Source organism: Streptomyces sp. NPDC018031 (genome assembly GCF_044327625.1).
Lineage (GTDB): Bacteria > Actinomycetota > Actinomycetes > Streptomycetales > Streptomycetaceae > Streptomyces.
In genome coordinates this window covers 1054729-1068634 of the sequence record NZ_JBIRFT010000001.1, presented here as the reverse complement: position 1 = coordinate 1068634, position 13906 = coordinate 1054729, and the positions used below count along the sequence as shown (strand labels likewise).

The following is a 13906-nucleotide window of genomic DNA, read 5'->3' as shown; positions in this document are numbered from 1 at the left end:
CAATGCCGCGCACCGCCGGAAAATCGGCGGTGCGGACGCGTGCCGGGGGAGAAGTGCGCGGCGACGGGACGGGATGAGCTGTGGCACGACAGAGCAGCATCACGATCGACGTCCGGGGCGGGCACGCCCAGGACGCGGAACTGCGGGGAGTCGAGGGCTGGCTGCGGGACGAGAAGGACGTCACCCGCCACTGGGCCTTCACCAGACCGCCGGCCCCGGGTACCGCCGGGGTGGTGCAGGAACTGGTCCTGGTGGCCGCCACGGCGCTGCTGGGCGAGGCGGCGCGGGCGCTCGTCGGATCGCTGGCCGGCTGGCTGAGCACCCGGTCCCGGCTGGACGGCGGAGAGCGGACGGTGGTGGTGCTCCGGGTGCCGGGACGGGACCCGGTGGAGATCACCGAGGACGGGCTGACCCCTGAGAAGGTGCCCGACCTCGTCCGTCGGATCAGGGAGGAGCTGGAAGCCGCCACGTCCGGCGGGGAGTGAGCGGTGCCCGGCGGAAGGCTGCCGGACCGCGCGGGATCGCGGGCGCTGCTCGTCGGCGTGGAGTGGGTGCGCGGCGGCGGCTTCGAGCGCCTGCGGTACACGGACGCCGACCTCGACGCGGTCAGGGACGCCCTGTGCGCCGGCCCGCACGCGGTCCTCGCCGAGGACCGGGTCCGGCTGCTGCGCTCCCCGGAGCGCGGTGAGTGGTACGAGGAACTGCGCACGGCCGCCCGGGAGACCAGCGACCTGCTGCTGTTCTACTTCGTCGGCCACGGCTACCGGCACGCACTGGAGAACGCGCTGTACCTGCTGCCGCCGGGCGCCGACCTGGAAGGGGACCTCGGGGGGACCGCGCTGGCCTGGTCCCAGGTGCTGGACACGGTGCGCAGGTTCAAGGTGCGGCGGGCGGTGTTCATCCTGGACTGCTGCTACTCGGGGATGGCCGCCGACGAACACGGCGGCAGCGGCGAGCGCGGCGACTACGTCCTGGCCTCCGCCGCCCGCACCCGCACCCAGCCCTCGGACCCGCTGCCCAACGGGCGGAGCCCGTTCACCGACGCGGTCGTGGCCGAGATCGGGCGGGGCGGGTCGGCGGAGAGCGGCGGATTGACCCTGCACGAGCTGTTCGGCCGGCTCGACGAGGAGATGCGCGACTGGCCCGCACCGCACGTCACCGACGGGTGGGGGCCCCGGAACGGCAGCGGTGGGGACGGCCCGGACATCCTGCTCACCCGCCGCACCCGCGCCCCGGCGCCCCCGGCGGGCGGCCCGGCCGAACCACCGCCCGGTGCCGGAGGGCCGGTCGCGGGCCCGAGTGGGGGCGGTCCGGCGACCACCACGTTTGACGGTTCGCCGTCGGGTGGGGGCGATCCGGCGACCACGTATGGCGGTTCGCCGTCGGGCGGGGGCGGCTCGGGGGCCACGTATGACGGTGTGCCGTCCGGTGAGGGCGGCTCGGCGACCGCCGCCCCGCCGGACGATCCGCCCGCTGTGCCGGCCGGTGCCGGAGGGCCGGTCGCGGGCCCGAGTGGGGATGGTGCGGTGGGCCGGGCCCCGGCGCACCCGTCCGCCGGGCGACCGGATTCGCCTGCCGGGCGAGCGGACCCCTCCGTCGGGCGAGCGGACCCGCCCGCCGGCCGACCGCCCTCGCCCGCCGGCCGGCCGGACCCGTCCGCGCGGGTCCTGCCGCCCGTGCCCGGCGCCTCCCGGCGCACGGCCGGTACCGGGCGCCCGGCGTCTCCGGGCGAGCCGCTCACCACATCGGCTCCCGCCGGGTCGGCCGCGGCACCGGTTCCCGCCGGGTCGGCCGCGGCACCGGCTCCCGGCGGGCCGACACCCGCTTCCGCCGGGTCACCTGCCCCCGCCGGGTCACCCGCTCCCGCCGGGTCACCCGCCGACCCGGCAGCGGTACCCGCCCCCGCCGGGTCGGCGGAGGTGCCCGCCTCCGCCGGATCGGCAGCGGCACCCGCGGTCGGCGCGGCCGGTGCCGGGCCGCGTCCGGCCGGGCCCGCCGACGGACCCGGGCCGGACGGACCCGGGCCGGACGGGGCCGGATCACCCGCGGACGGGGGATCACCCGTGGACGGGGCCGGATCGCCCGCCGGCCGGCTGGCAGCGTGGTGGCGGGACCGGCGGTGGGGTGGCCGGCCCAGGACGGCGGTGGCGGTCGGCTCCGTGCTCGCGGTACTGGCCGGCACCGGCGTCTACCTGCTGGGCACCGGCGGCCGGCCGGCCGCCGCCTGCCCCCCGCCCCTGGAGTTACGGCTGCTCGCCTCGACCGAGAACCGCGCGGCGGTGGCCCGGGCGGTCGCCGAGTACACCGCCTCGGAGGTCAACCGGGAGCCGCTGGGACCGGACGACGAGGTGCCGGAGGGCTGCCGCCGGACCAACCTCACCGTCTACGACGCCCCGACCGGTGACATCGTCGAGGCGTTCGCGGCGGCGGACGCCTGGGCGGGCACCTCCCCGTCCCCGGGCCCGGGCTCCCGCTGCCCGGCCGACGCGACGCCGAAGACACCCCAGGACGAGCCGGCCGGACCGGCGGGGGACGGCGGGCCGGACGAGGAGGCGAGGCGCTGCCAGGACGCGCCGCTGCAGGACGTGGGTCCGCAGCCGGATCTCCTGGCGGTGGGCTCCAGCGCCGAACTCGGCCGCGTCCAGACCCGCGTCGGGCGGGCCGGCGCGCCCGTCACGGTCTCCCGGCTCGGCCCGGCCGGATACTCGCCCCTGGTGCTGGCGGTGCCCGCGAGGCTGGAGGAGAAGCTGCGGAAGGAGGGCGTCCGGCGGACCGGCAGCACCTGGGCGGAGCTGCTGGAGGCGCTGGACGCGGCCGCCCCGGAGCTGCCGGTGCTGCGGCCCGACCCGGCGTCCTCCGACACCGGGCTGCTGCACACCGTCGGGCTCTACCACTCCTGGAACGGCGAGTTCAGCGGTGGACCGCCGCACGACCCGGAGCCGGCCGAGGCGCGGGTGGACAACAGCCATCCGCTGCAACGGGACGCCGACACGCTGCTGTGCGAGCAGTACACCGGCGAGGCGGGGCTGCCCCGGCCGGGCGAGGCGGCCGCGCTGGTGTCGGAGAAGGCGGTCGCGGACTACAACCTGGGCCGGCGCCGCAACTCGGCCTGCGACAACGACAAGCCGCTCGACGACAGCGGACGGCTGGTCGCCTACTACCCGGCCGGGGTGCCCGCCCTGGACCTGCCGCTGGCCGAGGTGCGCTGGGAGGGGGAGCGGGACCGCCCGCTGCGTCGCGCCGCCGTGGACCGCTTCCACCGGTGGCTGACCGGCGCGGGCAGCCGGTACTTCCTGGACGGGCTGGTGCGCGGCGTCGGGCCGGGGCAGCGGCCCGCGGAGCCGCGCGGCCAGGCCTGGGCCGACCCGGACAGCGGGGTGCTGGAGGAGGTGACGGTGGTGCCCGGGCCGTCCGACGGCGCGGCCGCGGACGCCGCCGCCGGCGCGTACGCCGAAACGCTCGATCCGGGCCAGGTGCTGTTCCTGGTCGACAACTCCGGCTCGATGGCGACCGGCGGCAAGCTCGGGGTGGCCGGCACCGCGCTGCGCCGGGCGCTGAAGACCCTGGGGCCGCAGGACCGTTACGGCATCTGGAGCTATCCGGGGTCCGCCGCCGACCCGGAGTCGCCGCGCACCGTGGTGCCGCCCGGCACCGGCGGGGAGGACCAGGACGCCGCCCAGGCATGGCTGGCGGCGCTCTCCCCGGACCGGGTGGTCCCCCAGGGGGCGGCGGTGTACGAGGTGCTGGAGCAGGCCGTCGCCACCATGCGGGGCGAGGACCAGCCGCTCATCGTGCTCATCACCGACGGCGACGACCGTCCGCGTGCCGAGCCGGGCAGCGACGACCGGCACCTCGCCTGGGAGACGACCAAGGACCGCACGAGCACCCCGCAGGTGCTGGTGCTGTCGGTGCGCGAATCCGGCTGTGCGGAGACGGTCACCCGGCGCCTCGCCCACCGGGGCGGGGAGGTCTGTGTCGCCGGCCGCCCGGAGGAGGCCGCCCGGCTGCTGGCCGACGAGATCGCCGGTCAGGTACGAGGAGGGGGAGCCCGGTGAGCGGACGCCGGAGGGGCGGGCGGATCACCGCCGCCATGCTGCTGCTGTGCGGTACCGCCTGCACCTCGGGCGGGTCCGGCGGCCCGGACGCCGTGCCGCCGCCGCGGAGCGGCACCGGTGGTGCCACCACGCGCCAGGTGCTGCGGGTGGCGACCGCGTCGGACGTCTCCGTGGGACCGGTACGGGAACGGCTCATCGAAGCCTGGGACCGGCAGCGGGACGACTACACCGTGGAGATCGTGAAGCTGCCGGTCGCCGCCGACGGGGTGCGCAGCCAGCTGACCGCGGCGCTGCAGTCCGGCAGCGCCGACTACGACGTGATCAACATCGATGTGGCGTGGACCGCGGAGTTCGCGATGGGCGGGCTGATCCGGCCGCTGTCCGGCGGGCTGCCCGAGGACATGTGGGAGTCCGTCGCCGCCACCGCACGGTACGACGGCAGGACGTGGGCGGTGCCCTTCAACACCGACGCCGGCCTGCTCTACTACCGGACCGACATCTGGAAGGACGAGAACTGGGAACCGCCGCGCACCTGGAAGCAGTTGGAGGAGTACGTGGAGGAGGCGCGCTCCAGTGAGCGTGTCACCGAGACGTTCGAGGACGGCTACATCACCCAGCTCGCCCCGTACGAGGGGCTGACGGTCAACGCCCAGGAGGCGGTCTGGGCGCGCGGGGGCGAGTTCGTCGGCGCCGGCGGCGAGGTCACCGCGGACAGCACCGAGGTGCAGTACGGGCTGGAGGACCTGTACCGGCGGTACCGGCAGATCATGCCGAGGTCCTCGGCGCGCCACGCCGACGAGCACGCCGCCATGGTCGCCTTCCGGGACGGCAGGGTCCCCTTCATGCGCAACTGGCCGTACGTCTACAACCTCCTCAACGCCTCCGGCTCCGAGGTGAAGGGCGACTTCGGCGTGGTGCCACTGCCCGGCCGGGAGGACGGCGAGACCGGGGTGTCCGTCCTCGGCGGGCAGAACCTGGCGATCACCGCCCACAGCGACCAGGCCGCCGCGGCCCGGGAACTGCTCGCCTACCTGGCCGGGCCGGCACAGCAGCGGTGCCTGCTGGACGCCGGCTTCGCGCCCGTCCTCAAGTCCACCTACACCCGGTCGGACATCGGCTGTTCGCTGCCCGAGGAGCGTGACGGGCGCGGTGACGTGGGCGGGGACGCCGACGGCCGGGGCGGCACGGGCGGCAATGAGTCCGGTGCCCCGGCCGGGGCACCGGACGGCCTGCCCCCGTACACGGCCCCGCTCCGGGAGGCTCTGGCGGCCGCCCGTCCGCGCCCGGTCACCCCGTACTACGCGGCCTTCACCAAGCTGATCCAAACCGAGGTGCACGCCCTGCTGACCGACCGTGCCGACCTGGACTCCATCGCGGAGCACCTGGCCGAACGGCTGGCCGCGGTGGTCGAGGGCCGCTAGGGCGCGGCCGGGCCCGCCCGGGCCCGCCCGACCGTAGTCGGTGCGGCATGGCTCCGGATGGTGCCACGATGCCCCCACGCTGGCGACGGACTATCCGCGTGAGTGCCGTCCGTGCTGCGGTCGCCGGGTGCTCCGTTCTGCCATCGGGGGCTCCACCCGCGCTCTGCCCGAACCCGCACCGGAGCCGAACCCTCGCCGCTGAGCTGCCTTTTCGCGGAGCTCGGGGATCCCTTCGCGGTGGGTGGCATGGCTGGCGCCATTAATGCCTCGCGTGTGGCGCCATGGGTGTGCCATGATGGTGCCACAGGCGGCGCACTCCTCGGTTTCACCGGCCGAGGGGTGCGCGTTTCGCGGAGTGAGCCGGCGACGGGGGACGGACCATGGAGACAGCAGGAAGCCAGGAGCAGGCGGCGCCCGGCGCCTTCACCGCCTTCGCCCGCTTCGTGCTCTGCGGCGGCGGGGTGGGCATCGCCTCCAGCTTCGCCGTGACGGCCCTCGCTTCCTCGATCCCCTGGGTCCTGGCCAACGCCCTGGTCACGGTGGTCTCCACGCTCCTCGCCACCGAGCTGCACGCCCGCTTCACCTTCGGCGCGGGCGGGCGCGCGACCTGGCGCCAGCACGCGCAGTCGGCCTGGTCCGCGGCGGCGGCGTACGCGGTGACCTGCCTGGCGATGCTGGCGCTGGAGCAACTGGTGGCGGCGCCCGGCGCGGTGCTCCAGCAGGTCGTCTACCTGTCCGCCTCGGCACTCACCGGTGTCGCCCGGTTCGCGGTGCTGCGCCTCGTCGTGTTCGCGCGGAACCGCTCGCAGGCCGCGGCCACCGCCCGTCCGGTGCCCGCGGCCGTGGCCCGGGCCTCCGCCCCGGCCGGCCCCGCGGCGCTGTGCCGCGCCGCCTGACCGTCCCGTGGGCGGGGCCGGGCGCGGGAGGTCAGGCCGGGCGCGGCAGGTAGGCCAGGCCGTGGGCGCCGGGTTCGCCGCGCTTGGCGATGTCCAGCCGGCCCAGGCTCCGCAGCGTCTCCAGGTCGACGATCTCGACGGTGGAGGAGACGACGCAGGCCACGTAGCCGATCCGGCCGTCCGGCGACGAGGTGATGGTCAGCGGCCCGGCCCCCACCTCCAGTTCGCCCAGCCGCCGCCGGGTACCGGCGGAGAACACCGACAGGCGGCCCGGTTCCTGGCGGCCGAGCCGGTGCACCGGGTCCGGCGCCATCCGCAGTTCGCCCGCGAGCAGCCGGCCGGTCGACGTCAGGTGCACCGGCAGGACGACGTGCTCGGTGGGCAGGGTGTCGACGACCGTCGCCGTCGCGGTGTCGATGACCCGGATCCCGGCGGCCGGCCGGTCCTCGGCGGCGGTGGAGAAGCCGGCGTAGGGCGCCGCGACGTAGACGTGCGCGCCGTCGGCGGAGACGGCCAGCCCCTCGCTGCCCGGTACCGCCACCTTCCCGGTGAGGACGCCCCGTTCGAGGTCGACGACCGACACGAACGGCGCCTCCTTGTTGGTGGCGTAACCCGTGCGGCCCGCCGGGTCGATGGCGAACCAGTGCGGGCCGGGCGCGTCGGTGTCGATCCTGCCCAGCGGCCGGCGGGTCGCCGTGTCGATCACCACGACCCCGCCGGGCCGGTCCTCCGACCCCTCCACACTGGCGTACAGGCGCTGCCGCGCCGGGTCCAGCGCCAGCCCGTGCGGCCCGTGCTCCGGGGCGAGGTCGACGACCTCGACGACGCGGCGGGTGTCGGGGTCGATCACGACCAGCTCGGAACGCCGGCCGCTGTTCGCGTGGTAGTAGCCCGAGTGGTACGTCGTGGCGCACCACAGCAGCCGCTGCGTCGGGTCGAAGCACAACTCGTGCGGCTCGGCGGGGACGTCCACCGTGCCGAGGAGCCGGTCGGAGGCGGCGTCGAAGAACGAGACGGTGGGCCCGCTCTGGCTGACCACGGCCAGGACGTCGCCTTCCCGGCCGGTGCGGGGGGACTGCTGCATGGAGGACTCCTGTGAAGGTGCGGAAGGTGCGGACGGTGTGAACGGTGCGGGCCGTGCGCCCCGTCGAGCGGGTGCGCGGAGTGGCGCGGCGCACCGGGGAACGGGGCGCGCGACAACGGGTGGGCCGATGAACACGGCGTCACCTGGCCTCGCGGCCTCCTCCACTCTGGGTCCGCGAGGATCTCCGCGACAATGCAAGAATCAGCACCCATACCTTGCCGCCAGCGTAAAAACGCAGTTCAGGAGGGTCGATGGATCTCAACTTGCTGCGAGCCCTGGACGCCCTGCTCCAGGAGAACAGCGTGACCCGGGCCGCGGAGCGGCTCGGCACGTCACCCGCCGCCGTCAGCCGCACCCTGGCCCGGCTCCGGCGCGCGGTCGGCGACCCGCTGCTGGTCCGCGCGGGCCAGGGGATGGTCCCCACCCCGCGGGCCCTGGAACTCCGGGAGGAGGTGCGCGCGTTGCTGCGGGGCTGCGACGAGGTCCTGCGGCCCGGCGCCGGTTTCGACCCCGTGCACCTCCAGCGCACCTACACCGTGCAGGCCACCGATCTGCTGCTGGCCCAGCTGGCCGGGACCCTGACCGACCGGATCCACACCGAGGCCCCGCACGTGGACGTGGTCTTCCTGCCGGAGGCGCTGGAGGGAGGTCCGGGGCTGCGGCAGGGCGCGATCGACGTCGAACTGGGCGTCCTCGGGCACCTGGACCCGGAGATCCGCACCCGCCCGCTCGTCCGGGTGCCGGTGGTCGGTGTCGCCCGCGAGGGCCATCCGCTCTTCGACGGGCGGATCACCGCCCGCCGGTTCGCCGCCGCCGACCACATCGGCGTCTCCCGGCTCGGCAGACGCCTCGGCCCCATCGACGGCGCGCTCGCCGAACGGGGCCTGCGCCGCCGGATCGCGGTCGTCGTCCCCAGCCACACCAGTGCGATGCTGCTCGCCCGGGACACCGACCTGGTGGCGCTCAGCCTGGCGGGCTGGCTCCCGGACACCGTGGCCGCGCTGGGCCTGCGCACCTTCCCCATCCCCCTGGACCTCGCCCCCCTCGACCTGGGCATGGCCTGGCACCCCCGCAACGCGACCGACCCGGCGCACCGCTGGTTCCGCGACCGGCTGGCGGCCGCGGTCCTCGACCCGGCGGGAAACGGCGGAGCCGGAGCCGGATCCCGGGGGAGCGCGACGCGGTAACGGCGGGCTCCCCCGGGACCGCGACGCGGTAGCGGGGGAGCCCCCGGGACCGCGACGCGGTGGCGGGGGAGCCCCTGGGACCGCGACGCGGTGGCGGCGGGCGGGCGCCGCGTCCGGCGGGAGGCGTGCCCGGTTCCGGAACCCGCCTCCCGGGACGTCCGGCGGGGCCGCTAGCCGACGTCGAACACGTTGCGCAGGCCGAGCCGGAAACGGGCCTCGTCATGGCGCTTGAGCGGGGCCAGCTCCGGCGCCTGGTACAGCGTCCGGATCTCACAGCGGCTCGCGCCCGAACCGTCCGCCGCCAGCAGCGCGTTGACCGCCGCGCGACCCGTCTGGTTGGCGCCCTCCATCGTCGCGAGGTCCAGGTCGTTGCGTACGTAGTCGCCCGCCAGGAAGAGGTTGGGCACCGCGGTACCGGCGGTGGGCCGGTCGTACAGGGTGCCGGCCGGGTGGACCATCAGCTGCTCGTCGTTGGTGGGGTGGGGCCCGCCGAGCCCGTCCACCGCCGGGTCCATGAACCACGAGTGCACCAGCTCGTCGCGGAGCACCGGGCGGCCGCGGTCGTTCAGCCCCGCCTTCAGCTGCGCCCAGACCTCCCGCACCACCTCTTCCTTGGTGCACTGCTTGGCCGGCTTGCCGTACAGGATGCCCGGCTGCTCCCACTCCGAGACGATGGTGGAGAAGCAGTCGGTGACGGTGCCGTCCCCGTAGTCGGCGGCGAAGTCCCGCCCCGGCCACATCTGGGACTGGCTGATGGAGGTGACCGCCCACGGCGAGTCGATGTGGTTGACGTGGCCGTGCACGATCGGGACCGGCTCCCGCAGATAGAACATGATGCCGGTCATCCAGTCCGTCCGCAGGGCGTCGCAGCGGGCCAGTCGCGGGTCGGCCGCGCGCAGCTCCGGGCCCCAGGTGCCGCGCGCGTGCTCCACCGGCAGCGCGCTCAGATAGTGGTCGGCGGTGACGGTACGGGGCGCCCCGGCCGCCGGGTGCGGGGCGACCACCGCGCCGGTGATCCGGCCGCCGGCGTAGCCGAGTTCGCGGAGCGCCGCGCCGGTCTCGAACCGGACCCCCAGGGACCGCAGATGGGCCACCCACGGGTCGATCCATGCCTCGTTCGTCGGCGCGTTCAGCACCCGGTCGGGCTCGCCGTCGTTGCCCCGGCCCAGGAAGTTGAAGAGGAACGCCTCGAGGATGTGCGCCACCGTGTGCGCGCTGGCCTCCTCCGCCTTGGTGGCCACGATGTTGCGGGTGAGCCCGATGGCCAGCAGCCGCTGGTAGTCCGGTGACATCCGCTCCGCCCGGATGTACTCCCACCACCGGGCCCGCTCCCACTGCTCCGTGCGCCGCCGCTCGCAGCTGGTCAGGTACACCAGCAGCCGCTCCGCGAAGTACGCCAGCTCGGTGGCGGGCAGCCGCAGCAGGGTGCCCAGGGCCCCGGTGATCATCTGCAGCAGCGCCTCGGGGGTGAGCCGGGCGGGTGGCGCGTCGATGGTCCGGAACGGCAACCGCAGGTCGGGGCGGCCCCCGGTGCGCGCCATCAGTGTCTCGGTCGAGTCGACGAGGTTGTCCTTGCAGCCGTTGCGGTTGCCGGGGAAGGGGATCCGGCTGAGGGTGTCGGGGAGGTTCTGGTAGAAGCCGGGGAAGAACCGGAACCCGTGCTCCCCGGGGAGCGGGCGGCGTCCGCCGGTGCCGGTGCCCGGCACGTCCATGCTGCGCGCCTTGCCGCCGAGCCCGGTGGGCTTCCGCTCGTAGACGGTGACCCGGTAGCCGCGTTCGGCGAGTTCGTGGGCGGCGGTGAGCCCGGCGACCCCGCCGCCGAAGACCGCGACGCTGCGGGCCGCCGCGCGGCGGCGCCGGGCGGGCGGGGCGGCCGCGGCCGGCCCGGGCAGCGCGAGGCCGGCGCCGGTGGCGGCGGCGGCCCCGCCCGCGACGGCGAGAAACCGGCGCCGGCTGCCGCGGCCGGCCGCCCGGGGCCCAGCCGCGCCGTCCGCGCCGTCCGCCGCCCCGGGTGCCGCGGCGGAGTCGGTCCCCGGCCCGGTCGCGGTGTCGGACCCGGCCGCTGTTCCTGTGGTGACGTCCATGGTGCGCACTCCCTAGGAAGGTCATGTCCATGACGTGCGAGCGCGCAGTGTACGTGCGGCACCGGCAACTCGGAAGGCGGGGAGTGCGCCGTCAGCCGCGAACTCCCCACGCCGGAGCCGGCGCCGAAAGGCCGTCAGCCGTCTCCGGCAGGCGTGAGCGTACGTGCCGCCGGTCGAGGCCCGGTCGGGCGGCGGGCCGGCGGCGGAGGCCCGGTCGGGCGGCGGGCCGGCGGTCGAGGCCCGGACGGGCGGAGGGTTGGCGGTCGAGGTCCGGTCGGGCGGGTGGGTGGGGGCCGAGGTCCGGTCGGGTGGAGGGGTGGCAGGCCGTGTGACCTGCCACCGCTCCGCCGGACACCTGGTGCCGCGTCAGCCGGCGTTCACCTCGGGGTGGCGCGGGTGCGTCCCGGTGAGTCAGGGCGGCCGTGCGGCCGATCATGTCGGTGGCAGAGCGTATTGTCCGCGCCATGAGCACTCTGCACCTGGAAGCATGGTCCGAATCGGGTCTGAAGATCCTGCACCGCCAGAACACTCCCGAGATGACCGAGCATCTCGGGGGGCCTGAGACCGAGCAGGCGATCGTCGATCGCCATCAGCGTTACCTGCGTCTTGAGGGCGGCCAGATGCTGATCGTCCGCCTCGGCGAAGTGGCGATCGGTTCGGTCGGGTACTGGGAGCGGGAGTGGGGTGGTGAGGACGTGTACGAGACCGGATACGGGATCTTCCCGGAGTTCGGCGGTCACGGGTACGCGACCGAGGCCCTGCGGTTGGTTGCGCATCGGGCGGCGGCGCGTGGCGCACGACGTTACCTGCACGCGTTTCCCCACGTGGACCACGTGGCGTCGAACGCGGTATGCCGAAAGGCCGGGTTCGAGCTGGTCGGCAAGGACTCTTTCGAATATCCCAAGGGCACCTGGATGGAGTCCAACGACTGGCGGCTCGACTTGAGTGCCCTGGGCGTCTGACCGGGGTCAGTGGCGCACGAAGCCGTTCCGGCGGCCGGGCGTCAGGCGGCCGGCCGCCGCGTCAGGCGACGTTCGCCCTGGTGGCGCCTTCGCGAAACGAGACGCCCTCCTCGCGGAGCGGGGCCCGGAGGCCCTCGTGGCCGACGTCGGCGACCACTCCCTCGGCAACGTGATGCGGTACTAGAAGGGGTCCGGCTCCTCCTCCGGCGGCACCCAGTCGTCCTCCTCCGGCTCCGCGTCCGGGGCCCCGTCCGGCTCCCGGTCCGCGCCCGGGGCGTCGGCGAGCAGGTCCAGGATCGACTGCCCGTACTTCGCCAGCTTGCTCTCGCCCACCCCGCCGACCGTGCCCAACTCGCCGAGGGTGGCCGGGGCGGTGGTGGCGATCTCCCGCAGCGTCGCGTCGTGGAAGATCACGTACGCGGGCACGCCCTGCTCCTTGGCGGTCGCGGCCCGCCAGGCCCGCAGCTGCTCGAACACCGGCACCGCCGCCTCGGGCAGGTCGGCGGCCGGACGCCCCTTGGCGGCCTTCGCCGCCTTCGCGGCCCGCGCGGGCTTCTCCGGCTCGCGGCGCAGCCGGACCTCCCGCGCGCCGCGCAGCACGTCGCCGCTCGCCTCGGTGAGCACCAGGGTGCCGTACTCGCCCTCGACCGCCAGCAGGTTCTGGGCCAGCAACTGCCGGACCACGCCCCGCCACTCCGCCTCGCCCAGCTCGGTGCCGATGCCGAAGACGCTCAGCGCGTCGTGGTCGAACTGGATGACCTTCGCCGTCTTCCGGCCGAGCAGGATGTCGATGATCTGGCCCGCGCCGAACTTCTGGTTCCGCTCCCGCTTCAGCCGCACCACCGTGGACAGCAGCTTCTGGGCCGGCACGGTGCCGTCGAAGGACGCGGGCGGGGTCAGGCAGCTGTCGCAGTTGCCGCACGGCTCGCCGCGCTGCCCGAAGTAGTTCAGCAACTGGACCCGGCGGCACTCGACCGTCTCGCAGAGCGCGAGCATCGCGTCCAGGTGCGCCGTCAGCCGGCGGCGGTGGGCCTCGTCGCCCTCCGAACCATTGATCATCTTGCGCTGCTGGACCACGTCCTGCAGCCCGTACGCCAGCCAGGCGGTGGAGGGCAGGCCGTCGCGCCCCGCGCGGCCGGTCTCCTGGTAGTAGCCCTCGACCGACTTCGGCAGGTCCAGGTGGGCGACGAAGCGCACGTCCGGCTTGTCGATGCCCATGCCGAACGCGATGGTGGCCACCATCACCAGACCGTCCTCGCGCAGGAACCGGGCCTGGTGCGCGGCCCGGGTCGCCGCGTCCAGCCCCGCGTGGTACGGCAGCGCCGGGATCCCGTTCTCCACCAGGAACGCGGCGGTCTTCTCCACCGAGGCCCGGGACAGGCAGTACACGATGCCCGCGTCACCGGGGTGCTCGCCGCGCAGCAGCTCCAGCAGCTGCCGCTTGGGCTCGTTCTTCGGCGCGATCCGGTACTGGATGTTCGGGCGGTCGAAGCTGGCCACGAAGTGCCGGGCGTCCTGCAGCTTCAGCCGGGACGCGATCTCGGTGTGGGTGGCCTGGGTGGCGGTCGCGGTGAGCGCGATGCGGGGGACGGTGGGCCAGCGCTCGTGGAGCGTGGACAGCGCCAGGTAGTCCGGCCGGAAGTCGTGGCCCCACTGCGCCACGCAGTGCGCCTCGTCGATCGCGAACAGCGCGACCCTGCCCCGCTCCAGGAGGGCGACGGTGGACTCCACCCGCAGCCGCTCCGGCGCCAGGTAGAGCAGGTCCAGCTCTCCGGCGAGGAACTCCGCCTCGACCAGCCGGCGCTCCTCCAGGTCCTGGGTGGAGTTGAGGAAGCCGGCGCGTACGCCCACCGCGCGCAGCGCGTCCACCTGGTCCTGCATGAGGGCGATCAGCGGCGAGATGACCACGCCGGTGCCCTGCCGGACCAGCGCGGGGATCTGGTAGCACAGCGACTTGCCGCCGCCGGTCGGCATCAGCACCAGGGCGTCGCCGCCGCCGGCCACGTGCTCGATGATTTCTTGCTGGTCGCCGCGGAACGAGTCGTAACCGAAGACGCGGTGCAGGACCTGCAAGGCGTCACTCGTCACGGGGCCGCCGGCTGCCGGGTCCAGGGACGTCATCCGGTCAGTCTACGAAAGCCGCGGCACCGGCTGCCGGGCGATCACCGGAATCCGGACGGAGCGCGGCTCGCCCGGGCGGGCGCCGGGTGGCGGGTC

At 75.1% G+C, this 13906-nt stretch carries 9 protein-coding genes; 6 read left to right on the top strand and 3 right to left on the bottom strand.

The window, feature by feature from the left end; genetic code table 11:
- Positions 1–80: 80 nt before the first annotated feature.
- The 4 genes from ACH4B3_RS04500 to ACH4B3_RS04485 all read left to right on the top strand — a co-directional run bounded on the left by ACH4B3_RS04500 (position 81) and on the right by ACH4B3_RS04485 (position 6372).
- On the top strand, positions 81–485 hold the full coding sequence (locus tag ACH4B3_RS04500) for a hypothetical protein (protein WP_398461207.1): 405 nt from the start codon (positions 81–83) through the stop codon (positions 483–485).
- Between the two features lie 3 nt (positions 486–488).
- A complete protein-coding gene (locus ACH4B3_RS04495; protein ID WP_398461206.1) occupies positions 489–4055 on the top strand; it encodes a VWA domain-containing protein in 3567 nt (1188 codons plus the stop codon).
- Positions 4052–5476 carry an extracellular solute-binding protein gene (locus ACH4B3_RS04490; protein WP_398461205.1) on the top strand — a complete coding sequence of 475 codons (1425 nt, stop codon included), beginning with the start codon at positions 4052–4054 and terminating at the stop codon, positions 5474–5476. The genes ACH4B3_RS04495 and ACH4B3_RS04490 overlap by 4 nt, the downstream gene beginning before the upstream one ends.
- A 380-nt stretch (positions 5477–5856) precedes the next feature.
- Positions 5857–6372, top strand: a complete 516-nt coding sequence (locus ACH4B3_RS04485) for a hypothetical protein (protein ID WP_398461204.1) — start codon at positions 5857–5859, stop codon at positions 6370–6372.
- Between the two features lie 31 nt (positions 6373–6403).
- On the opposite strand, the gene ACH4B3_RS04480 is transcribed toward ACH4B3_RS04485, so the two are convergent.
- A complete protein-coding gene (locus ACH4B3_RS04480) occupies positions 6404–7456 on the bottom strand; it encodes a YncE family protein (protein ID WP_398461203.1) in 1053 nt (350 codons plus the stop codon).
- A gap of 251 nt (positions 7457–7707) precedes the next feature.
- Between ACH4B3_RS04480 and ACH4B3_RS04475 the strand changes: the two genes are divergently transcribed.
- Positions 7708–8643: a LysR family transcriptional regulator gene (locus ACH4B3_RS04475; RefSeq protein WP_398461202.1), complete on the top strand. Its 936-nt coding sequence runs from the start codon at positions 7708–7710 to the stop codon at positions 8641–8643.
- A 170-nt stretch (positions 8644–8813) separates the two neighbouring features.
- Here ACH4B3_RS04475 and ACH4B3_RS04470 read toward each other — a convergent pair whose 3' ends face one another.
- A complete protein-coding gene (locus tag ACH4B3_RS04470) occupies positions 8814–10727 on the bottom strand; it encodes an FAD-dependent oxidoreductase (RefSeq protein ID WP_398461201.1) in 1914 nt (637 codons plus the stop codon).
- 464 nt (positions 10728–11191) lie between these two features.
- Here ACH4B3_RS04470 and ACH4B3_RS04465 point away from each other — a divergent pair, with 464 nt between their 5' ends.
- Positions 11192–11689, top strand: coding sequence for a GNAT family N-acetyltransferase (locus tag ACH4B3_RS04465; protein ID WP_398461200.1), 498 nt, complete (start codon positions 11192–11194; stop codon positions 11687–11689).
- Positions 11690–11869: 180 nt separating this feature from the next.
- Here the strand turns inward: ACH4B3_RS04465 and recQ are convergent, their stop codons facing one another.
- Positions 11870–13810 carry a DNA helicase RecQ gene (gene recQ, locus ACH4B3_RS04460; RefSeq protein WP_398461199.1) on the bottom strand — a complete coding sequence of 647 codons (1941 nt, stop codon included), beginning with the start codon at positions 13808–13810 and terminating at the stop codon, positions 11870–11872.
- Between the last annotated feature and the right edge of the window lie 96 nt (positions 13811–13906).

Bases quoted from the DNA above. Each gene is read 5' to 3' on its own strand.
- ACH4B3_RS04465 (WP_398461200.1), top strand. From the start codon at position 11,192: ATGAGCACTCTGCACCTGGAAGCATGGTCCGAATCGGGTCTGAAGATC.
- ACH4B3_RS04485 (WP_398461204.1), top strand. From the start codon at position 5,857: ATGGAGACAGCAGGAAGCCAGGAGCAGGCGGCGCCCGGCGCCTTCACC.
- ACH4B3_RS04475 (WP_398461202.1), top strand. From the start codon at position 7,708: ATGGATCTCAACTTGCTGCGAGCCCTGGACGCCCTGCTCCAGGAGAAC.
- recQ (WP_398461199.1), bottom strand. From the start codon at position 13,810: ATGACGTCCCTGGACCCGGCAGCCGGCGGCCCCGTGACGAGTGACGCC.
- ACH4B3_RS04480 (WP_398461203.1), bottom strand. From the start codon at position 7,456: ATGCAGCAGTCCCCCCGCACCGGCCGGGAAGGCGACGTCCTGGCCGTG.
- ACH4B3_RS04470 (WP_398461201.1), bottom strand. From the start codon at position 10,727: ATGGACGTCACCACAGGAACAGCGGCCGGGTCCGACACCGCGACCGGG.